Genomic DNA, 20205 nt, shown 5'->3' with positions numbered 1-20205 from the left:
ACTCATCGCATGCATCACTAGTTCGCTGCCGCGTAGGCAGCTCAGAAAAGGTGTGATGACGGGCACCGGCTTGCGTTTGCGTTCGCTGCCGCGTAGGCAGCTCAGAAAGTGCCACCGGCGCCGCCGTTGTTGGTCACGTCGTTCGCTGCCGCGTAGGCAGCTCAGAAAATCGCTCCCAGAATCTGAAGCATCAGTCTGCCGTTCGCTGCCGCGTAGGCAGCTCAGAAAAGCTCACGGACGACGAATGGGCGCGCGTGACCGTTCGCTGCCGCGTAGGCAGCTCAGAAAATTGCCAGTGGTTTTTTTCGTCCCACTCCATGGTTCGCTGCCGCGTAGGCAGCTCAGAAAAGCTTGAAGCCAGGGGCCAAAGCGGCATCATCGTTCGCTGCCGCGTAGGCAGCTCAGAAAGCCCTTGCCCTGGCGCTGCTTCTTCGTGATGCGTTCGCTGCCGCGTAGGCAGCTCAGAAAAATGTGGACCGGCAGAGTGCGTATGCGTCGAGGTTCGCTGCCGCGTAGGCAGCTCAGAAATCGATCTGCAGCCGCGTGCCCTGTGCGCCCTGGTTCGCTGCCGCGTAGGCAGCTCAGAAATACAGCACGACGGCGCGCAGGTTGTCCACGAAGTTCGCTGCCGCGTAGGCAGCTCAGAAAACGAAGGGCCGCGCGTTGGTGTTGCCCGTGAGGTTCGCTGCCGCGTAGGCAGCTCAGAAAAACACTTAGGGCAGCATTTGTACGCACGGTACGTTCGCTGCCGCGTAGGCAGCTCAGAAAACCATCGATGCCATGAAGGCATGTGCAGGGTCGTTCGCTGCCGCGTAGGCAGCTCAGAAACAGTCGTGTTGGTTGACTTCACGAACCCCGGAGTTCGCTGCCGCGTAGGCAGCTCAGAAAAGCGCGCGGCAGCCCCTGCTGGCGGTCTCGCTGTTCGCTGCCGCGTAGGCAGCTCAGAAAAAGTCATCGCGTGTCACCAAGTCCGCGACGGAGTTCGCTGCCGCGTAGGCAGCTCAGAAAGCCAGGAGCTGTCTGGCAAGGATGGCGGCCCAGTTCGCTGCCGCGTAGGCAGCTCAGAAACACACGAGCACAGCAAGACCGGGAACGAAATTGTTCGCTGCCGCGTAGGCAGCTCAGAAAATAGAGCCCGGTCCCGAAGGGATGCGCCCTGCGTTCGCTGCCGCGTAGGCAGCTCAGAAAATCCACGAGGACAGGCTCCGCGCCGTAAGGATGTTCGCTGCCGCGTAGGCAGCTCAGAAATGTCCTCGCGTCTGCGGCAGGGGGCTAGCTATGTTCGCTGCCGCGTAGGCAGCTCAGAAAACTCGCGGCACGCATCGCTTGCAACATCGATTGTTCGCTGCCGCGTAGGCAGCTCAGAAATGATTGCAGCGCGTAGCGTCATGTAATTTGCGGTTCGCTGCCGCGTAGGCAGCTCAGAAATCGATGGCCGGCCGGTTCTCAATCAGCACGCCGTTCGCTGCCGCGTAGGCAGCTCAGAAACTGGGTAGAGGGTGGCCGTGGGCGTTCCTTCTGTTCGCTGCCGCGTAGGCAGCTCAGAAAAGTCAAGGCTCCAGAGATTCAGCCGCTATTTAGTTCGCTGCCGCGTAGGCAGCTCAGAAAGACAGATGGAACTTTGTCGAATCGTATTTGGAGTTCGCTGCCGCGTAGGCAGCTCAGAAATGCTTTGCACGGACCTTGATTTGTCCCGCGCCGTTCGCTGCCGCGTAGGCAGCTCAGAAAAAGCTGAAGGAGACAGCGGCCGAGTTGGATTGGTTCGCTGCCGCGTAGGCAGCTCAGAAAGCTGCTTCTTTGCCGCGCGGCGCTGAGCTCTGGTTCGCTGCCGCGTAGGCAGCTCAGAAAAGAACGATGCTCAAGAGCCGCGCAAAGCCTGTGTTCGCTGCCGCGTAGGCAGCTCAGAAATGACCATCGGCGCCGTCATTGAAGGCCGCAACGTTCGCTGCCGCGTAGGCAGCTCAGAAATGAGGGAATGTCTGGCAGCCAGCCAACATCGCGTTCGCTGCCGCGTAGGCAGCTCAGAAATATCCCCCTCACTCCTCTGGCCACGAAGTCATGTTCGCTGCCGCGTAGGCAGCTCAGAAAGTCTTGTCGCCCAGGTGCACCCCGGAAGGAGTGTTCGCTGCCGCGTAGGCAGCTCAGAAATTTCACCAAGTCGGTGATGGCCTCGCCAAGCAGTTCGCTGCCGCGTAGGCAGCTCAGAAATGTCTTCGCGCGGTTGATCGTCAGGAACTCCTGTTCGCTGCCGCGTAGGCAGCTCAGAAAGTGGCTGTACGGGTAGTTGTAGTAGACCTGCGGTTCGCTGCCGCGTAGGCAGCTCAGAAAAGGACGCGCGAACGTGCAGGCCTTGCCTTCGAGTTCGCTGCCGCGTAGGCAGCTCAGAAAAGCCGGACATTCCTCTGGTGTCTGAACATCCTGTTCGCTGCCGCGTAGGCAGCTCAGAAAGCAACTGGAAGCGGGTCGGTCTGTACGGCGCAGTTCGCTGCCGCGTAGGCAGCTCAGAAACGCGGCTCTTCGTGGAAAACGGGTTGTCTCGGGTTCGCTGCCGCGTAGGCAGCTCAGAAACGTGACGCTGGCGTCCTGCGGCTTCTTCGCTCGTTCGCTGCCGCGTAGGCAGCTCAGAAACGAGGGGCCACCACCGCCTTCGGGCACGTCGTGTTCGCTGCCGCGTAGGCAGCTCAGAAATGTCCTGCGGATGTCTATTCGACTGTTGGGCGGTTCGCTGCCGCGTAGGCAGCTCAGAAAAGCTGGTCCACGGTCGTGATCTGGTTGCTCATGTTCGCTGCCGCGTAGGCAGCTCAGAAATTCGCTGTAGCCCGACCAGTACCAGGTCTCCCGTTCGCTGCCGCGTAGGCAGCTCAGAAAGTGCCGGCCTCTGCGATGAATGCGGCATTTGCGTTCGCTGCCGCGTAGGCAGCTCAGAAATTGTGCCTCACATATTCGGCCGTCATCCCCTCGTTCGCTGCCGCGTAGGCAGCTCAGAAAAACGGCTCGGTGTCAGTGACGCTGCCGGCCTTGTTCGCTGCCGCGTAGGCAGCTCAGAAACAGTTCGTTGTCCCGGTGGCGTGGCCCCGGCAGTTCGCTGCCGCGTAGGCAGCTCAGAAACTATAGCCACGTCCTGCCAGGCAGTTGGCGATGTTCGCTGCCGCGTAGGCAGCTCAGAAAACGGCCAAGTAACGCCTAGGCTGACCCCAACGGTTCGCTGCCGCGTAGGCAGCTCAGAAATGCTGGGTAGGTTGACTTCACGAACCCCGGGCGTTCGCTGCCGCGTAGGCAGCTCAGAAAGTGGGGGCAGTGCCGGTGATTTCCATGTGGCCGTTCGCTGCCGCGTAGGCAGCTCAGATGAGATAGCCCCCTGATTCCCCGGCCCCGTCCTATCGCCTATCTTTGGCGATAGGCACAGGACTGTGCATATGAGTAGGCATACGGAGATGGTAGCAAGGCGTTTTTTCGTCAGGACAGCCAGTAGATGGCAAGGCTGACGGCCGCGAAATAGAACGCGAACCCGATCACCGATTGGCCTGCCGTGGTGATGACGCGCCGGCCACCGATCCTGTACGAAAGCGCGCCAGCACCGCTGTGGATGCGGTGCCTGTCGGAATGAATGCCTTCGCTTTGCCAGCGGCCCCGGCTGAAAAGATGAATCAGCGCCTGTGCGGTGAACAGGGCAACGAATTCCAGCAAGGCAAAGACAAGATAGGCGAGTGCTTCCATGGCATTTCCTGAGAGGTGATATGCGTGCCTGTGCACCGGCTTCAGGCACGCGGGCCGCTGCGCTGCTGCTTCCCGTTGGGATTGCTCGATGACTTCCAATGGTACGTCGTGGCGTTTGAGTACCTTGATCAGGCGTGCAGCCTGCGGCTCTTTGCGCAGCAAGACGGGCCATGGAGAAGTGATGTCGCGCGCAGGGGCGCCGAGATTTTGCAGGCGCCGAAGCCCAGGGCACAGGCCAGGAAAGCCTGGCACACGCCCTCGCCTCACTGCCGCCAGAAAAACACCCCCGCCATCACCAGCCCCGTCAGCACGATGCCCGCGCGCAGCCATTCGGGCGGGATGCGGCGTGCCAGGCGGGCGCCGCCGTAGCCGCCGGCGGTGGCGGCCACCATCATGACCAGGGCCTGTTCCCACTGCACCACGCCGCCGGCCGCATAGATGGCGACGGCGATGGCGGTGAGCAGGGCGGAGACCAGGTTCTTCATGCCGTTCATGGCGTGCAGCCGGGTCTGGCCCAGCAGGCCGAACAGGGCCAGCAGCAGGATGCCCAGGCCGCCGTTGAAGTAGCCGCCGTAGAGGGCCACGGCCAGCATGCCGGCGCCGGCCTTGATGGGGCTGGCATGGGCTGCATGCTCGCTGGCGCCCTTCGATGCCCAGCGGCGCAGCTGGGGCGCGAAGGCGAACATGGCGGTGGCGGCCAGCAGCAGCCAGGGGACGACCTTGCGGAACAGGTGGTCGGGCGTGACCAGCAGCAGGGCCGCGCCCAGCGAGCCGCCCAGCAGCGACAGCGCGATGACGCCGCGCATGCCCAGCCCGGGTGGGGGTTCGATATCCTGCCGGAAGCCCCAGGCGCCGGCCGCGTAGCCGGGCAGCAGGGCCACGGTACCCGTGGCATTGGCGGCCACGGGTGGCACGCCGGTGAAGACCAGGGCGGGCAGGGTCAGGAAGCTGCCGCCTCCGGCGACGGCGTTGAGCGCGCCGGCCACGAAGGCGGCGGTCATGAGCAGGGCGATGTCCCACATGGTGTTGTCTCCTCCGGTGCTTGGCGGGGCCAGGCTGTTTTTGGTTGGGGACCGATCTTAGTGGCTGGGGCAGGGCAGGAGCTGTCGCATCTGCATGGAGGCCGGGTCAGTGCTGTTTTGCAAAAAAGGACAGGCCATGCCCTGGTCGACTACGGCGGTTGGGGTTCCTCGGGCGTCAGGCCCAGCGTGTCGCGCAGCAGTTGCACGCGCGGGTTGGCGACGGCGCTGCGGTAGATCAGGGCCACGGGGCCCGTGGAGATGGCGGGCGTGACGTGCAGCCTGCGCACGCCCAGCGCGCGGGGCGAGGCCTGCAGCGTGGATTCGGGCACGGCGCTCAGCCCCAGGCCGGCGCGCACCAGCTGCAGGTTGGTGAACGGGCTGGTGGATTCGATCACCGGGGTGGGCGCCATCACGCCTTCGCGGCGGAACACCTCTTCCATCATGCGGCGCAGCATGGAGCTGGGTGCGGGCAGGATCCACGGCTGGCGTGCCAGGTCTTCCCAGCGGTTGCCGCGTGCGCGGCCTGCCGGGTGGTCCAAGGGGGCGATGACGGCAAAGCCGGTGTCGAACAGTTTTTCGTAGCGCAGGGGCTGGCCTGCGGCTTCGGGCAGCTCGGTGGGGTAGCTGGTGATGAGGGCGTCGAGCTGTCCGTCCAGCAGGCATTGCACGAGCAGGGGCACGCGCTCTTCCTTGAGCTGTACCCGGATATGGGGCTGCTGGCGGGCCATGCGGGCCAGCACGCCGGGCAGGTAGCCCTGGGCGACGAAGGGCGGGGTGCCGATGCGCAGCAGCGTGATGGCCGACCGCTGGGCAGCCTCCTGGCCCAGGTGTGTCAGCTCGGCCAGCAGCATGGCCGCGCCGCGCAGGGCGATCTCGCCCTGCGCGGTGGGCTCCAGCCCGCGCGCATGGCGCACGAACAGGGGCACGCCGAAGGCCGCCTCGATCTCGCCCAGCGCCTTGCTCAGCGCGGGCTGGGTCAGGTGCATGAGGCCGGCCGCGGCGCGCAGGCTGCCGCCCTGGCGCAGGGCCAGCAGCAGTTGCAGGTGCTTGAAGCGCAGCCGCGACAGCAGGCGTTGCGGGTCGAAGTCGTGCATGGTGCGGGCGTGGCTGGAGTGATTACCAGAGGTTTTCTATCCATCCAAACATATCACTATTGGATATGGGATCGCCGTCCTATCCTGGACCCACGACGACAAGCGACAAGGAGACAGGACCATGGACCGACGAGTGTTTCTGGCGGGCGGCCTTGCAGGCGCCGCGTGGCCCCTGGCGCGGGCCAGTGCCTTTCCCAGCCGCCCCGTGCGGGTGATCTCTCCGTATGCGGCTGGCGGCGGGCCTGATGTTCAATTGCGCCAGGCCGGCCCGGTGCTGGGGGAGATCCTGGGGCAGCCCATCGTGATCGAGAACAAGGTGGGCGCGGCCGGCGTGCTGGCCGCGCAGTATGTGGCGCAGCAGCCCGCCGACGGCTACACCTGCCTGATGGGCTCCAACACCCATCTGATCCAGAAGTTGCTGCAGCCGGGGCTGCGCTTCGATCCCGTCGGCGATTTCGCGCCGGTCAGCAATCTGGCGTCCTCGCCCACGGTGCTGGTGGTGCGCGCCGATGCGCCCTGGCGCACGGCGCAGGAGCTGGTCGCCGGGTTGAAGGCCCGGCCCGCGCAGGCCAACTACGGCTCGGGCGGCATAGGCACTTCGGCCCATCTGGCGGGCGCCACGCTGGCCTCGCTGGCGGGTCTGCAGGTCACGCACATTCCGCTGAAGGGGTCCGTGGAGATCGCGGCGTCGCTGATCCGGGGCGATACGCAGTATGCGTTCCCGGTGGCGGGCACCGGCATTCCGCAGGTGCAGGGCGGCAAGCTGCGTGCGCTGGCCGTGACCAGCCGCAAGCGCCTGGCCCAGTTGCCCGAGGTGCCCACGCTGCAGGAGGTGCTGGGCAGCGAGCTGGCGGTGCAGGAGTCGTGGTTCGGGCTGTGGGCCCCGGCCAGGACGCCGGCTGCCGTCGTCGAGCGGCTGCACGCCGCCGTGCGCCAGGCTACCGCGCAGCCCGCGCTGCGCGCCTCTTTCGAGGCCGTGGGCAATGAGGCCGTGGCCAGCGTCTCGCCGCAGGCTTTTGCCGATTTCGTGCGCAGCGAGAACCGCAAGTGGGCCGCGATCATCGAGCTGGCGGGCATCACCGCCAACAGCTGAACCAGGGAAAGGCAGGACGGGAATGGACAAGCCGTTGCAAGGAGTGCGCGTCATCGACATGTCGCACGTGATCGCGGGGCCGCTGGCCTCGCACTACCTGGCCCAGCTCGGGGCCGAGGTCATCAAGGTCGAGCCCACGCGTGGCGAGGTCATGCGCAACAGCCGGGCGCCCGGCGAGCCCGGGGGCGGCATGCCTTCGGGCTTCGTGGCGCTCAATGCGGGAAAGCGTTCGCTGGCGGTGGACATCCGCCAGCCCGAGGGCGCGGACATCGTGCGTGCCCTGGCGCGCACGGCCGATGTGTTCATCGAGAACTTCCGCCCCGGCGTGGTGGCGCGCCACGGCCTGGGCTACGAGGACATCCGCGCGCTGCGCCCGGACGTGGTGTATTGCTCGATCTCGGGCTTCGGCCAGCAGGGCGGGTGGGCGCAGCGGGGCGCCTACGACCATGTGGTGCAGGCGCTCACGGGCATGATGATGATGGCCGGGGGCGACGAGGATGCTCCGCCCGTGAAGGTGGGCTTTCCCGTGATCGACGTGGCCGTGGGCATGCTGGGGGCGCTGTCGGTCACGGCGGCCCTGCACCAGCGCAACGCCTGGGCGCCTGGCGAGCGGCGCAGCCAGCACATCGATGCCTCCATGCTGCAGGCCTCGCTGATGCTGATGTACCCGCATGCCTGCACCTGGCTCACCCACGGCGTGGAGCCACGGCGCGTGGGCAACCGGGGCTATACGGGGAGCCCGGCGGCCGACACCTACCGGTGCGCCGACGGCTGGCTGTCCACGGCCGCCAACACGCCGCAGCAGTTCCGCAGGCTCGCCAGAGTGCTGGAACTCGATGCCCTGTGCGAGGACGCCACGCTGCTCGACCTCGATGCCTTCAACGCGCCCGAGGGCGGCTTTGTCGCCGCGCGCGATGCGTCCGCGCTGCAGCGGCTGCAGGCATGTCTGGCCGAGGCCTTCGCCGCACGCAGTGCACGGGACATGGAAGCCCGGCTCAACGCCGTGGGCGTGCCTGCCGCCAGGGTGCGGCGCCTGGGTGAATTCCTGGGCGAGGCCCGCGCCGCCGGCACCGTGTCACCTGTGAGCTATGGCGCTGGCGGCGCTGCGGTGGACACTCCGGGGCTGGGGTTCCGGTGGATGGATGCCGAGCCCCTGCCAGGTGCGCCGGCCCCCGTCCTGGGCGATGGCAACCTTGCGCTGCTGCGTGAGCTGGGGATGGCGGATGAGGCCATCGCCCGCCTGTGCCGCAGCGGCGTGCTTGGCGCGCCGCAGTCCTGATTGCCTTTGTATTCCTTTGCCACTGCCTTGCTGGAGACCCCATGTTCAAAGCCTTGCTGCTGACCCAACCCGTACCGCGTGAAACCCGTGCCGAGTGTGTGGAGCTGGACGAAGCCAGCCTGCCCGCCGGCGCGGTGCGCGTGGCCGTCTCGCATTCCACGCTCAACTACAAGGATGCACTGGCCATCACGGGGCGCTCGCCCGTGGTGCGACAGTTCCCCATGGTGCCGGGGATCGACCTGGCCGGCACGGTGCTGGACAGCGAGGACGCGCGTTTCCAGCCCGGTGACGCCGTGCTGCTCAATGGCTGGGGTGTGGGCGAGACGCACTGGGGCGGGCTCGCCCAGCAGGCGCGCGTGAACGGCGACTGGCTGATCCGCCGGCCCGAGGCCTTCAGCGCACGGGATGCCATGGCCATAGGCACGGCCGGCTATACGGCCATGCTGTGCGTGATGGCGCTGCAGGCGCATGGCATCACGCCTTCCAGCGGCCCGGTGCTGGTGACGGGGGCCAATGGCGGCGTGGGCAGCATTGCCGTGGCCCTGCTGTCGCGCCTGGGTTTCGAGGTGCACGCCGGCACCGGGCGGCCCGAACAGGCCGAGCATCTGAAGGCGCTGGGCGCGGCCGAGATCGTGGAGCGCAGCAGCCTGGATGCGCCGGGCAAGCCGCTGCAAAAGGAGCGCTGGGCGGCGGCCGTGGACAGCGTGGGCAGCCATACGCTGGCCAATGTGTGCGCCAGCCTGCGCTACGGCGGCTGCGTGGCGGCCTGCGGGTTGGCCCAGGGGCTGGACCTGCCGGCTTCCGTGGCACCGTTCATCCTGCGTGGCGTGTCGCTGCTGGGCATCGACAGCGTCTATGCGCCGCAGGCGCGGCGCGAGCAGGCCTGGGCGCGGCTGGCTGCCGAACTGCCGCGCGAGGTGCTGGAGCGCAATACCGAAGAGGCGGGTCTGGCCGATGCGGTTGCGCTGGCGCACAGGCTGCTTGCCGGCCAGGTGCGCGGCCGGATCGTCATCGATACGGCGCGCTGAGGCCCGCGCGGGCCCTGGTGCCGCCTACTTGGCGTAGGGGTCGGCAAAGCCCAGCTCGACCATGATCTCGGTCTCGTAGGCTTCCATTTCCTCGGCGTCCTGCTCGCTGGTCTCATGGTCCCAGCCCTGGGCATGCAGCGTGCCGTGCACCAGCAGGTGGGCGTAGTGCTCCTCCAGCGTCTTGTTTTGCTCGCGCGCCTCGCGCTCGACCACGGGGGCGCACAGCACCAGGTCGGCCATGGCCGTGGGCTCCTGCTGGTAGTCGAAGGTCAGGACGTTGGTGGCGTAGTCCTTTTGCCGGTACTCGCGGTTGAGCTGCTGGCCTTCCTCGGCATCGACGATGCGCACGGTGATTTCGGCATCGACGGCCAGGGCATGGCGTATCCAGCGCGTGACCTTGCTGCGCGACAGCACGGCGCGGTGGGCGGGGGCCTCGGCAAAGCGCCCGAATTGCAGGGACAGTTGCAGTTGGTTCAGGGACATGGGGTGTGGGCGCCTGTGCTCAGGCGTCTGCTGCGGTGTGGGATCAGTCGGCGGCGTGGTGGCGGGCCAAGGCGCGGCGTGCCGGCGCCGCCTGGCCACGGGCGTCATAGGCGTCGACGATGCGGGCCACCAGCGGGTGGCGCACCACGTCGGCGCTGGTGAAGTGGTTGATGGCGATGCCCTTGACGCGCTTCAAGACGCGCTCGGCATCGATCAGGCCGCTCAGGGCGCCCTTGGGCAGGTCGATCTGGCTGACGTCGCCCGTGACCACGGCGCGGGCGCCGAAGCCGATGCGCGTGAGGAACATCTTCATCTGCTCGGGCGTGGTGTTCTGCGCCTCGTCCAGGATGACGAAGGCGTTGTTCAGCGTGCGCCCGCGCATGAAGGCCAGAGGCGCGATCTCCAGCACGTTGCGCTCGAAGGCCTTTTGCACCTTCTCGTAGCCCATGAGGTCGTAGAGCGCGTCGTACAGGGGGCGCAGGTAGGGATCGACCTTCTGCGTGAGGTCGCCGGGCAGGAAGCCCAGGCGCTCGCCCGCTTCCACGGCCGGGCGCGTGAGCACGATGCGCTGCACGGCGCTGCGCTCCAGTGCGTCCACGGCGCAGGCCACGGCCAGGTAGGTCTTGCCGGTGCCGGCCGGGCCGATGCCGAAGGTGATGTCGTGGCGCGCGATGTTCTCCAGGTAGGCCGCCTGGTTGGCGGTGCGCGCGCGCAGGTCGCCGCGCCGGGTGGACAGCTGGATGGCATCCTGGGGCTCCTCGATGAGTTCGGCGTCGCCGGCCAGCATGAGCTGCAGCGAGTCCTCCAGGATGGGGTCGTCTGCCATCTCGTAGAGGGCCTGCAGCAGCTCCAGGGCGTCGTTGGCCTTGGCCTTGGGCCCGTCGATCTTGAACTGCTCGTGGCGATGGGCGATCTTGACGCCCAGCGCATCCTCGATGGTGCGCAGGTGCACGTCGGCCGGGCCGCACAGGTGGCCGAGCCGCAGGTTGTTGTGGGGAGTGAAGGTGTGGCGCAGGATCACGCGGATAATTCCAGAGATTCCGGGCGGCAGCCGGCGCGAGGGCGCGGTGCCATACCCTGTGAATGGGCCGGCGTTCGGTTGCGGACGGGCATGAAAAGCCGCCCCCAGGGCGGCAAAGGACACCAATGATAGGCAAATTGACAGGAACGCTGCTGGAAAAAAACCCGCCCGAGGTGCTGGTGGACTGCGGCGGCGTGGGCTACGAGGTGCAGGTGCCCATGAGCACCTTCTACAACCTGCCGGCCAGCGGGGCCAGGGTCAGCCTGCTGACGCACTTCGTGGTGCGAGAGGATGCGCAGCTGCTGTACGGCTTCGGCACGCACAGCGAGCGCCAGGCTTTTCGCGAACTGATCAAGATCACGGGCATCGGCCCGCGCATGGCGCTGTCGGTGCTCAGCGGCATGAGCGTGGAGGACCTGGCCCAGGCCGTGACGCTGCAGGAGGTGGGACGCCTGGTGAAAGTGCCGGGCATCGGCAAGAAGACGGCCGAGCGCCTGCTGCTGGAGCTCAAGGGCAAGATAGGCGCCGACACGGGCGCGCAGTCGCTGTTCGTCAACAACGACCAGAACGACATCCAGCAGGCGCTGATGGCGCTGGGCTATTCCGACAAGGACGCGGCCGCCGCCCTCAAGAAGCTGCCGCCCGACGTGGGCGTGACCGAGGGCATCAAGCTGGCGCTGAAGGCGCTGGCCAAGTGAGCGGCGCATGAGCATCCATACCGACGACTTCGGCCAGGGCTTCGCCGCGGACAAGGCGGCCGAAAAGCCCCGCATGATCTCGGCCGCGCCGGTCTCGCGCGGGGAGGAGGCGCTGGAGCGCGCGCTGCGCCCCAAGCTGCTGCAGGAGTACGTGGGACAGGCCAAGGCGCGCGAGCAGCTGGAGATCTTCATCGGCGCGGCCCGCAAGCGCAGCGAGGCGCTGGACCACGTGCTGCTGTTCGGCCCGCCGGGCCTGGGCAAGACCACATTGAGCCACATCATCGCGGCCGAGCTGGGCGTGAACCTGCGCCAGACCAGCGGCCCCGTGCTGGAAAAGCCCAAGGACCTGGCGGCGCTGCTGACCAACCTCGAACCCAACGATGTGCTGTTCATCGACGAGATCCACCGCCTGTCGCCCGTGGTCGAGGAAATCCTCTACCCGGCGCTGGAGGACTACCAGATCGACATCATGATCGGCGAGGGGCCGGCGGCGCGCTCCATCAAGCTGGACCTGCAGCCGTTCACCCTGGTGGGTGCGACCACGCGCGCGGGCATGCTGACCAATCCGCTGCGCGACCGCTTCGGCATCGTGGCGCGGCTGGAGTTCTATACCTCGGATGAACTGGCCCATATCGTGCGGCGCAGCGCGGGACTGCTGAACGCGCCCATCGACGACGAGGGTGCCTTCGAAATCGCGCGGCGCTCGCGCGGCACGCCGCGCATTGCCAACCGCCTGCTGCGCCGCGTGCGCGACTATGCCGATGTGCGTGGCGACGGCCGCATCACGCGCGAACTGGCCGACCGCGCGCTGGCCATGCTCGATGTCGATCCCCAGGGCTTCGACATCATGGACCGCAAGCTGCTGGAGGCCGTGGTGCACCGCTTCGACGGCGGCCCCGTGGGCCTGGACAACATCGCGGCCAGCATCGGCGAGGAGGCGGGCACCATCGAGGATGTGATCGAGCCCTACCTGATCCAGCAGGGCTTCTTGCAGCGCACCCCGCGCGGGCGGATGGCGACCCAGGCTGCCTACCGGCACCTGGGCCTGCAGGTCCCCGGCGACGACGCCAGCTGAGGACGGCTCACTACTCTTCGGTGCCGGCGTTCCAGAAGGCCTGCAGCACGCCGGGCAGGGCCTCGATGGCGGCGATGACGCGGTCCAGCTCGTCGGAGTCCACCGAGGTGGCGTAGAGCATGGCCTCGATCTCGGTGTCCTGCGGGCCGAAGGCATGGGTTTCCACGCCGCGAACGGGGTAGCTGGCGTTCTCCAGCAGCTCCAGCATCTGCTCGCGCACATCGCCCTGGGCGCCGCGGTGGCAGATGGCGTAGACGTAGTAGGTCGATTCCGTGGATTCGTCATCCACCGGGCGGCGGTTGATGCGGTTGACCACGGGGCGCAGCAAGGTGTTGCTGGCCAGCACGAAGAGCGTGGCCAGCCCCGCCTCGGCCACCAGGCTGGCGCCCGCGCAGGCACCCACGGCGGCCGAGCCCCACAGCGTGGCCGCCGTGTTCAGGCCGGTGATGTTGGCGCCTTCCTTCATGATGGCGCCCGCACCCAGGAAGCCCACGCCCGAGACCACGTAGGCCACCACGCGCGTGGCGCCCTCGGCCCCGCCCAGGCGCACGGCCAGGTCCACGAAGACGGCCGCGCCCACGGCGACCAGGGTGTTGGTGCGCAGCCCCGCCGTGCGCTGGCGCACCTGGCGCTCCAGGCCGATGAGGGCGCCGAACACGAAGGCCGTGGTCAGGCTGACGAAGGTGTCCAGCATGGCGCCGGGGTTGAAGTTCTGCAGGGCCAGCATGTGCTTGCGAGCTTTCCTGGTGAATGGGTTGAAGGGGCGTTGAAAGAGGCGATGAAGGGTGCGTCACTGCCAGCCGTAGCGGCGGATGTAGACGCGCTTGAGCAGCGTGGCCAGGCAAGCGTAGCCCAGCAATATGGCAATCATCCACGGGAAGTAGCCCGCAGGCAGCGCCTCCAGCTTGAAGTACCCGGCCAGCGGCCCCATCGGCAGGAAGATGCCGGCCGCCATCACGGCCGCCGTGGCCAGCAGCAGCGGCCAGGACGGGCGGCTTTGCAGGAAGGGGATCCTGGGCGTGCGGATCATGTGCACGATCAGCGTCTGCGTGAGCAGCCCGATGACGAACCAGCCCGACTGGAACAGCGTCTGCTGCTCGGGCGTGTTGGCGGCGAAGACGAACCACATCAGCGCGAAGGTCAGGATGTCGAACAGCGAGCTGACGGGCCCGAAGAACACCATGAAGCGGCCCAGGTCGGCCGGGTTCCAGCGCAGCGGCTGGCGCACCAGTTCGTCGTCCACGTTGTCGAAGGGGATGGCGATCTGCGAGAGGTCGTACAGCAGGTTCTGCACCAGCAGGTGCAGCGGCAGCATGGGCAGGAAGGGGATGAAGGCCGAGGCCACCATCACCGAGAACACGTTGCCGAAGTTGGAGCTGGCCGTCATGCGGATGTACTTCAGCATGTTGCTGAAGGTGCGCCGGCCCTCGATCACGCCCTGCTCCAGCACCATCAGGCTTTTTTCCAGCAGGATGATGTCGGCCGCCTCCTTGGCGATGTCCACGGCGCTGTCCACGCTGATGCCGATGTCGGCCGCGCGCAGGGCCGGCGCGTCGTTGATGCCGTCGCCCATGAAGCCGGTGATGTGTCCGTTGGCGCGCAGCGCATGCACGATGCGCTCCTTGTGCAGCGGCGTGAGCCGGGCGAACAGCTGGTGCCGCTCCACCGTCTGGCGCAGCATCTCGTCGTTCATGTGCTCGATCTGGGTGCCCAGGATGATGTGGTCTGCAGGAAGCCCCACATCGCGGCAGACCTTGGCGGCCACCAGTTCGTTGTCGCCGGTCAGCAGCTTGACGGCCACGCCGTGCGAGGCCAGGGCGGCCAGGGCCTCGGCCGTGGTCTCCTTCGGCGGGTCCAGGAAGGCGATGTAGCCGATCAGGGTCAGCTCGCATTCGTCGGCCACGCTGTAGTCGCTCTTGTGCGGTGGCACTTCCTTCATGGCCACGGCGACCACGCGCAGGCCTTCGCGGTTGAGCTCGCGCGTCACGCGGCGCACGCGGGCCAGCTGCTCCTCGTCCAGCGGGCGCGTGCCGTCGCCGTCGCGCAGCCGGGTGCAGGTCCCCAGGATTTCCTCGACCGCACCCTTGCAGATCAGCTCGTGGTGGTGGTTGCGCTCGGCCACCACCACGGACATGCGGCGGCGCTCGAAGTCGAAGGGTATTTCATCGACCTTGCGGTAGTCCTCGGCCACGCGCATCTGGGTGTGCAGCTCCACATGCTCCAGAACCGCATGGTCCAGCAGGTTCTTCAGGCCGGTCTGGTAGTGGCTGTTGAGGTAGGCGAAGCGCAGCGTCTCGTCGCAGGGCTGGCCGAAGGCATCGGTGTGGCGTTCCAGCACGATGCGGTCCTGGGTCAGCGTGCCGGTCTTGTCGGTGCACAGCACGTCCATGGCGCCGAAGTTCTGGATGGCGTCCAGGCGCTTGACCACGACCTTGCGGCGCGACAGCACCACGGCACCCTTGGCCAGGGTGGAGGTCACGATCATGGGCAGCATCTCGGGCGTCAGGCCCACGGCCACGGACAGCGCGAACAGGAAGGCCTCGGCCCAGTCGCCCTTGGTGTAGCCGTTGATGAGCAGCACCACGGGCACCATCACGGCCGCGAAGCGGATCAGCAGCCAGCTGATGCTGTTGACGCCGGTCTCGAAGGCCGTGGGTGCGCGGTCGTTGGAGGTCACCCGCGTGGCAATGGTGCCGAAATAGCTGCGGTTGCCCGTGGCCAGCACCACGGCCAGGGCCGTGCCCGAGACCACGTTGGTGCCCATGAACAGCAGGTTGCTGGCCTCCAGCACGCCGGTGCCATTCGATGCACTGGCGTCAGGGCGCTTTTCCACGGGCAGGGATTCGCCGGTCATGGCGGCCTGGCTCACGAACAGGTCCTTGGCGCTGAGCACGCGGCAGTCGGCAGGAATCATGTCGCCGGCCGACAGCACGATGAAGTCGCCGGGCACGACCTCGCGCAGCGGCACCTCGTAGCGGCGCGCCTGCTGGCCGAAGCCGCTGTGCGGCGCGTCGGTGGCCTCGGCGTCGGCCGGCACCGGCGGACCGCCATTGCGGCGCAGCACCGTGGCCGTGCTGCTGACCAGGGCCTTCAGGCGCGCGGCGGCGCGGTTGGAGCGGCCTTCCTGCACGAAGCGCAGCAGCGTGGACAACAGCACCATGGAGCCGATCACGAGGGTGGCCTTCACATCCTCGGTGGCATAGGAGACCACGGCCAGCAGCGTCAGCAGCAGGTTGAAGGGGTTGCGGTAGCAATACCAGAGGTGCAGCCAGGCGGGCAGCGGCTTTTCGTGCTCCACCTCGTTGGGGCCGAAGCGCGCGAGCGCGGCACGCGCCTGCTCGCGGCTGAGGCCATCCTCGCTGGAGTCGGTGCGTGCCAGCACGGCGGCGGCATCATCGCGCGAGGCGCGCAGCAGCTCGCGCGTGAGGGTCGGCGATACCGAGCGCGAGTGGTGCGCGGCCGTGCCCGAGGGCAGGGCATTGCGCCGGAACAGCCCCAGGGCATGGCGGCTGCGCAAGAACGCCTGGAACAGGTGCTTGAGGGCTTTCATGGCGACCTCCCTGGCGGCTCAGGCCTGGCTCGAACGAAGGGTGGCGCGCAGCCAGTGCCAGTTGCGCTGGCAGGCGCACAGCAGGCGGCGGCGCAACGGCGGGCGGGCCACGGTGGCCGACTGCAGCCATTGGCGCCGCGCATGGGCAGGCAGGTGGCGGTAGACCTCGGCGCGCTCCTGCGCCGCCAGCAGGGACAGAACGTCGGCCTGCTGGCGCTGCGTGAGCGCCATGAGCGCATGGGCGAAGGAATCGGGGCCGTGTTGCACCAGCAGGGCGTGCAGGTGGCCGGTGTGGCGCGCCGAGATGGCGGCATGCAGGACCCGCTGCAGCGTGCTGGCGCGGGAGGTGCTGGCGCGTGGTGCGGCGGGCGCGGTGCGCAGCGGGGTGATGAGGTGTCGCATGGCGGGCTTCTTTCATTGCGGCCGAAAGAAGCCCGGCACTTCTCCATCAACGGATGTGCGCGGGCCTCCCGGCCGGGGCCTTGGGAAGGAATGGAGTGGCCGCAGGCGTGCGCGGCCAGACCGCAGGGGCGGTGTCAGGGCAGGATCGACTCGGATCGGGGTCCATGGCGGAACTCCTTTCTGATGGATGAAGGAGGGCGGCTGCGCGCGTTCAGCGCGGCTGCAGGCTCAGGAAGCTGCGGATGCGATGCGTGGGCCAGCTGGTCTGCAGGTCCAGGTGCATCGCGTTTTCCATGGCCGAAGGGGCTTGCGCCTGCATCTGCGCCTGCGGTGCGGCCAGGCACGGGCCGACGGCGCCGGGGCGCGGCGCGGCAGCGGCGCGCTGCAGGCCTTGCACGGCGGGGCGGACGAACGGTGTGGTCATGGCTTTCTCCTTGGCGAGCCAGGAGGACCGCCGTGAGGCAGGGCCGTCAAGCAGCGCGCTCCGGCCGGCTGCCGGGGGCAGCGGGAGACGCGCATTCAGTGAGAGAGCAGCCCTTGAAACGCCGCTCATCCTGCGACCATGCACGGGGCATGTGCGGTCAGGACACCTGTTGCGCCGCAGCGCAGGGCTTCAAGGTAAAACGCAGCAATGGATGGGAGCCGACCGGCATGGCCGCCCCCATCACGGGAGTCGGTCAGTCAGCCAGCAGCGAAGCCATTGCGGCGCGCTGTTTGTCACTGGTTGAACTGGCACTGTCCACGGGGGACTCCTGAAATTGCGATCCCCCGATTGTGCCGCGGGTACTGATCCGGGTCAACCCTGAGGGCTGCCTGCGGACCGCGAGCCAGCCCTGCACGATGAGCAACTGCGCGGCGTAGTAGGTGGACAGCACGCCGGCCTGCGCGCCATCGAAAGGCTGCACGAAGCGGTTGATGGCCAGCACCGAATCGCTGGCCATGAAGAAGCACGCACCGGCAGCCACGCACCATGCGGCACCGCCGCCCATATGCCACGCGCGGCCCAGGGCCTGGGCCGCCATGAGCGCGATGACCAGCACATAGGCGGCCACGGGCAGGCGCAGGGCCTCGGGCAGGCCACCCTGCCAGAGGAAGGTATACATGCCTGCACCCAGGGCCAGCGTGGTGGCCAGCGATGGGCGGTGGGCGAACCATGGTGCGTCCTGGCGCAGCAGCACGATGTACGCCAGGTGTGCCAGCAGAAAGCTCGCCAGGCCGGGGATGAACAGGTCGGGCAGCATCAGGAAGACATCGCCAGCCATCGAGGCCGCCAGCGCCGCAGCCAGCCACCAGGCGCCGCGTGCGGGGCGGACCAGGGCGGCGAAGGCCGCGCTGCCGCGCCATTGCAGGCCGACGGCGGTCAGCGCAAAAACCATGGCCATGGGCTTGAACAGCCAGTGCCAGTGCTGCAGCCCCAGGGCGCCGGTCGCCGTGGCCAGCGCGCCGGCCTCGATGGCCAGGGCCATCCACAGGCTGATGCGTCCCTGCATGGCCGCGCCCAGCGCCCACTGGCAGGCCAGCAGCACGGCGAACCACAGCGCGTTGTCTGCCATCGGCGAATGGTCGGCATGCCACAGGAACAGCGACACGCCACCGATCAGCGCCACGAACTGAAGGCCGGCGAACCAGCGCAGGCCGCGCGCCATGCCCGGCGCATAGAGCACGCGGTGCGCATCCAGGTCGAACTCCGGCCTGGGAAAGCGCTGGGCCACATCGGCGGGCCGCCAGCCCGGTGGCTTGAGCCAGACGCGCAGCTTGTCGCTCCAGCGCCGCGCATGCCAGCTGTCATGGATCAGCTGGCGGTAGACCACGGCGTTGGCCCACAGTGGGTCCCAGCTTTGCAGCAGGCCGCGCGTGCCGTAGACGCAGGGCTGCCTGTCGTCCTCGGGCCTGAAGGTGCCGAACAGGCGGTCCCAGACGATGAGGATGCCGCCGTAGTTCTTGTCGAGATAGCAGTCGTTGACGGCATGGTGCACGCGGTGGTTGCTGGGCGCGCAGAACCAGCGGTCGAACCAGCCCAGGCGCCGCACCTGCTCGGTATGGACCCAGAACTGGTAGAGCAGGTCGATCAGGCCCACGATGGCGAAGACCAGCGGCGGCACGCCGGCCAGCGCCATGGGCAGGTAGAACAGCCAGCCCAGCAAGGCGCCCGAGCTGGTCTGGCGCAGCGCGGTCGAGAGGTTGTAGTCCTGGCTCTGGTGGTGCACGGCGTGCGCGGCCCACAGCACGGCCACCTCGTGGCCCATGCGGTGCAGCCAGTAGTAGCAGAAATCGTAGAACAGCAGGGCCAGCAGCCAGCCAGGGATGCTGGTCCAGAAGCCGTCGTCGCGCCACAGCGCCAGGTGCTCGAAGGCCAGCGTGTACAGGCCTATGCGCAGCAGCGTGGTGAAGACGGCGCTGGTCTGGCTGAGCATGCCCAGGCTGATGGAGCTGATGGCATCGGCCAGGCGGTAGGCATTGCGGCCGCGCCACAGGCTCACGCCCCACTCCAGAGCGATCAGCAGCAAAAAGGCCGGCGTGGCGAAGACGATGACTTGGCTGGGTGAAAGCATGGTCGGCCCATTCTGGACAGGACGACGGGGTTGTGCCTTAGGCGAGAACCCTAGGACACGGAATCACAAGGGTTGAAACGGATTGCAATAAATAAATTGCCATGGCAGGAAAAATGCGTGCTATGGCAGAATCGCCCGCTTTCCACGCGCTGGCAGTCCTGTGCCCTGATGCCTCTCTCACGCCGCTCCCTGGTATCGGCCGCCACCCTGGTGGCCTCGGTCCTTGCCGCTGCGCCCGCAGCCCTGGCAGCACCGGCCGCAACCGCCGCGCCGGCCTGGCCCGCGGGCGGGCCCATCACGCTGATCGTGCCGTTCGGCGCCGGCACCGACGTGGATGCCACGGCGCGGCTGATCGCCGGCAAGCTGGGCGCGCGCCTCAAGCAGTCCGTGGTGGTGGACAACGTGCCGGCCTCGGGCGGCGTGCTGGGCGTGAGCAAGGTGGCGCGCTCCCATGCCGACGGCTACACGCTGCTGCTGGGCTTCGACGGCCCCGTCAGCATCGCGCAACTGGTCAATTCCTCGGTGCGCTATGACGCCGAGCGGGATCTCGCCGCCGTGGGCCTGGTCACCGTCGCTCCCATGGTGATCGTGGCCCGCCCGGGCCTGCCCGTGCACAACCTCAACGAATTGATCGCCATGGCGCGCGCACGGCCCGGAGCACTGACCTATGCCACTCCGGGCGTGGGCACGGTGCTGCACCTGGCCATGGAAAGGCTGCAGGAGCGCGCCCGGATCCGCCTGGTCCACGTGCCCTATCGCGGCGTGGCGCAGGTGAGCAGCGAGGTGCTGGGCGGTCAGGTCGATGTGGGGATTCTGATGACGACGGGCGCGACGCCGCTGGTGCAGCAGAAAAAGCTCGAAGGCGTGGGGGTGACCTCGGCGCAGCGCATCGATGCCATCCCGGGGGTGATGAGTTTTGCCGAGGCGCCCGATCTCAGGGGCTCGGAACTGTACGCCTGGACGGGGCTGTTCGCGCCGGCGAAAACGCCCGAGGCCGTGGTGCAGCGGCTGGCCGAGGAACTGGGCCGGGTGCTGCAGATGCCCGAGGTGCGCAAGCGGCTGGAGGATGGCGGTGCCACGCCGGGCTCGGGGACGCCAGCCACCTTCGCGGAGTTCCTGAAAAAGGAAAAGGCGGGCTACGCCCAGATCGTGAAGTCCGCGAACATCCAGCTGGAGTGAGCCGGGGCCGCG

The 20205-nt window shown here is 67.7% G+C and carries 16 protein-coding genes and 1 CRISPR repeat array (1 of these 17 cut by a window edge); of the genes, 6 read left to right on the top strand and 10 right to left on the bottom strand.

Annotation, left to right across the window (positions count from 1 at the left end):
* Positions 1-3348: a CRISPR direct-repeat array (repeat unit 28 nt; unit sequence GTTCGCTGCCGCGTAGGCAGCTCAGAAA); it reaches 1661 nt to the left of the window's first position.
* A gap of 108 nt (positions 3349-3456) precedes the next feature.
* The 3 genes from L1Z78_RS24770 to L1Z78_RS24760 form a co-directional block, all read right to left on the bottom strand.
* A complete protein-coding gene (locus tag L1Z78_RS24770; RefSeq protein ID WP_234638986.1) occupies positions 3457-3717 on the bottom strand; it encodes a hypothetical protein in 261 nt (86 codons plus the stop codon).
* Between the two features lie 263 nt (positions 3718-3980).
* The gene (locus tag L1Z78_RS24765) at positions 3981-4739 is read right to left on the bottom strand and encodes a sulfite exporter TauE/SafE family protein (protein ID WP_234638985.1); all 759 of its coding nucleotides are present in this window, start codon (positions 4737-4739) and stop codon (positions 3981-3983) included.
* Between the two features lie 149 nt (positions 4740-4888).
* Positions 4889-5833 (bottom strand): LysR family transcriptional regulator, encoded by a 945-nt coding sequence (locus L1Z78_RS24760; protein WP_234638984.1) that lies wholly within the window; start codon positions 5831-5833, stop codon positions 4889-4891.
* 121 nt (positions 5834-5954) lie between these two features.
* Between L1Z78_RS24760 and L1Z78_RS24755 the strand changes: the two genes are divergently transcribed.
* Genes L1Z78_RS24755 through L1Z78_RS24745 form a run of 3 tightly spaced genes read left to right on the top strand, consistent with a single transcriptional unit; the run spans position 5955 to position 9233 of the window.
* Positions 5955-6926, top strand: a complete 972-nt coding sequence (locus tag L1Z78_RS24755; protein WP_234638983.1) for a Bug family tripartite tricarboxylate transporter substrate binding protein — start codon at positions 5955-5957, stop codon at positions 6924-6926.
* A gap of 22 nt (positions 6927-6948) precedes the next feature.
* The gene (locus tag L1Z78_RS24750) at positions 6949-8205 is read left to right on the top strand and encodes a CaiB/BaiF CoA transferase family protein (RefSeq protein ID WP_234638982.1); all 1257 of its coding nucleotides are present in this window, start codon (positions 6949-6951) and stop codon (positions 8203-8205) included.
* A gap of 41 nt (positions 8206-8246) precedes the next feature.
* On the top strand, positions 8247-9233 hold the full coding sequence (locus tag L1Z78_RS24745) for an MDR family oxidoreductase (protein ID WP_234638981.1): 987 nt from the start codon (positions 8247-8249) through the stop codon (positions 9231-9233).
* 24 nt (positions 9234-9257) lie between these two features.
* On the opposite strand, the gene ybeY is transcribed toward L1Z78_RS24745, so the two are convergent.
* Together ybeY and L1Z78_RS24735 are read right to left on the bottom strand one after the other, a co-directional pair.
* Positions 9258-9716 (bottom strand): rRNA maturation RNase YbeY, encoded by a 459-nt coding sequence (gene ybeY / locus L1Z78_RS24740; RefSeq protein WP_234638980.1) that lies wholly within the window; start codon positions 9714-9716, stop codon positions 9258-9260.
* Between the two features lie 43 nt (positions 9717-9759).
* Complete coding sequence (locus tag L1Z78_RS24735) at positions 9760-10737, bottom strand: PhoH family protein (RefSeq protein WP_234638979.1); 978 nt, start codon at positions 10735-10737, stop codon at positions 9760-9762.
* A gap of 125 nt (positions 10738-10862) precedes the next feature.
* On the opposite strand from L1Z78_RS24735, the gene ruvA reads away from it, so the two are divergent.
* A complete protein-coding gene (gene ruvA / locus L1Z78_RS24730; protein ID WP_234638978.1) occupies positions 10863-11435 on the top strand; it encodes a Holliday junction branch migration protein RuvA in 573 nt (190 codons plus the stop codon).
* A 7-nt stretch (positions 11436-11442) separates the two neighbouring features.
* Positions 11443-12510 carry a Holliday junction branch migration DNA helicase RuvB gene (ruvB, locus tag L1Z78_RS24725; RefSeq protein WP_234638977.1) on the top strand — a complete coding sequence of 356 codons (1068 nt, stop codon included), beginning with the start codon at positions 11443-11445 and terminating at the stop codon, positions 12508-12510.
* Positions 12511-12520: 10 nt separating this feature from the next.
* Here ruvB and L1Z78_RS24720 read toward each other — a convergent pair whose 3' ends face one another.
* From L1Z78_RS24720 to L1Z78_RS24700, 5 genes are all read right to left on the bottom strand, one after another.
* Positions 12521-13237, bottom strand: a complete 717-nt coding sequence (locus L1Z78_RS24720; RefSeq protein ID WP_234638976.1) for an MgtC/SapB family protein — start codon at positions 13235-13237, stop codon at positions 12521-12523.
* A 63-nt stretch (positions 13238-13300) separates the two neighbouring features.
* Positions 13301-16060, bottom strand: coding sequence for a magnesium-translocating P-type ATPase (gene mgtA / locus L1Z78_RS24715; protein ID WP_234638975.1), 2760 nt, complete (start codon positions 16058-16060; stop codon positions 13301-13303).
* A gap of 18 nt (positions 16061-16078) precedes the next feature.
* Positions 16079-16462 (bottom strand): hypothetical protein, encoded by a 384-nt coding sequence (locus L1Z78_RS24710; RefSeq protein ID WP_234638974.1) that lies wholly within the window; start codon positions 16460-16462, stop codon positions 16079-16081.
* 211 nt (positions 16463-16673) lie between these two features.
* Positions 16674-16886, bottom strand: a complete 213-nt coding sequence (locus tag L1Z78_RS24705) for a hypothetical protein (RefSeq protein ID WP_234638973.1) — start codon at positions 16884-16886, stop codon at positions 16674-16676.
* Positions 16887-17139: 253 nt separating this feature from the next.
* The gene (locus L1Z78_RS24700; RefSeq protein WP_234638972.1) at positions 17140-19014 is read right to left on the bottom strand and encodes a lysoplasmalogenase family protein; all 1875 of its coding nucleotides are present in this window, start codon (positions 19012-19014) and stop codon (positions 17140-17142) included.
* Positions 19015-19182: 168 nt separating this feature from the next.
* On the opposite strand from L1Z78_RS24700, the gene L1Z78_RS24695 reads away from it, so the two are divergent.
* Positions 19183-20193 carry a Bug family tripartite tricarboxylate transporter substrate binding protein gene (locus L1Z78_RS24695; RefSeq protein ID WP_234638971.1) on the top strand — a complete coding sequence of 337 codons (1011 nt, stop codon included), beginning with the start codon at positions 19183-19185 and terminating at the stop codon, positions 20191-20193.
* The last annotated feature ends 12 nt before the right edge of the window (positions 20194-20205 follow it).

It is taken from the genome of Delftia tsuruhatensis (assembly GCF_903815225.1).
Classification (GTDB): Bacteria; Pseudomonadota; Gammaproteobacteria; order Burkholderiales; family Burkholderiaceae_C; genus Comamonas; species Comamonas tsuruhatensis_A.
This window is presented reverse-complemented; position numbering and strand designations above follow the sequence as displayed.

Excerpts from the sequence above, each read along its gene's own strand:
- L1Z78_RS24770 (WP_234638986.1), bottom strand. The coding sequence starts at position 3,717 with ATGGAAGCACTCGCCTATCTTGTCTTTGCCTTGCTGGAATTCGTTGCC.
- L1Z78_RS24765 (WP_234638985.1), bottom strand. The coding sequence starts at position 4,739 with ATGTGGGACATCGCCCTGCTCATGACCGCCGCCTTCGTGGCCGGCGCG.
- L1Z78_RS24760 (WP_234638984.1), bottom strand. The coding sequence starts at position 5,833 with ATGCACGACTTCGACCCGCAACGCCTGCTGTCGCGGCTGCGCTTCAAG.
- L1Z78_RS24755 (WP_234638983.1), top strand. The coding sequence starts at position 5,955 with ATGGACCGACGAGTGTTTCTGGCGGGCGGCCTTGCAGGCGCCGCGTGG.
- L1Z78_RS24750 (WP_234638982.1), top strand. The coding sequence starts at position 6,949 with ATGGACAAGCCGTTGCAAGGAGTGCGCGTCATCGACATGTCGCACGTG.
- L1Z78_RS24745 (WP_234638981.1), top strand. The coding sequence starts at position 8,247 with ATGTTCAAAGCCTTGCTGCTGACCCAACCCGTACCGCGTGAAACCCGT.
- ybeY (WP_234638980.1), bottom strand. The coding sequence starts at position 9,716 with ATGTCCCTGAACCAACTGCAACTGTCCCTGCAATTCGGGCGCTTTGCC.
- ruvA (WP_234638978.1), top strand. The coding sequence starts at position 10,863 with ATGATAGGCAAATTGACAGGAACGCTGCTGGAAAAAAACCCGCCCGAG.
- ruvB (WP_234638977.1), top strand. The coding sequence starts at position 11,443 with ATGAGCATCCATACCGACGACTTCGGCCAGGGCTTCGCCGCGGACAAG.
- L1Z78_RS24720 (WP_234638976.1), bottom strand. The coding sequence starts at position 13,237 with ATGCTGGCCCTGCAGAACTTCAACCCCGGCGCCATGCTGGACACCTTC.
- mgtA (WP_234638975.1), bottom strand. The coding sequence starts at position 16,060 with ATGAAAGCCCTCAAGCACCTGTTCCAGGCGTTCTTGCGCAGCCGCCAT.
- L1Z78_RS24710 (WP_234638974.1), bottom strand. The coding sequence starts at position 16,462 with ATGCGACACCTCATCACCCCGCTGCGCACCGCGCCCGCCGCACCACGC.
- L1Z78_RS24705 (WP_234638973.1), bottom strand. The coding sequence starts at position 16,886 with ATGACCACACCGTTCGTCCGCCCCGCCGTGCAAGGCCTGCAGCGCGCC.
- L1Z78_RS24700 (WP_234638972.1), bottom strand. The coding sequence starts at position 19,014 with ATGCTTTCACCCAGCCAAGTCATCGTCTTCGCCACGCCGGCCTTTTTG.
- L1Z78_RS24695 (WP_234638971.1), top strand. The coding sequence starts at position 19,183 with ATGCCTCTCTCACGCCGCTCCCTGGTATCGGCCGCCACCCTGGTGGCC.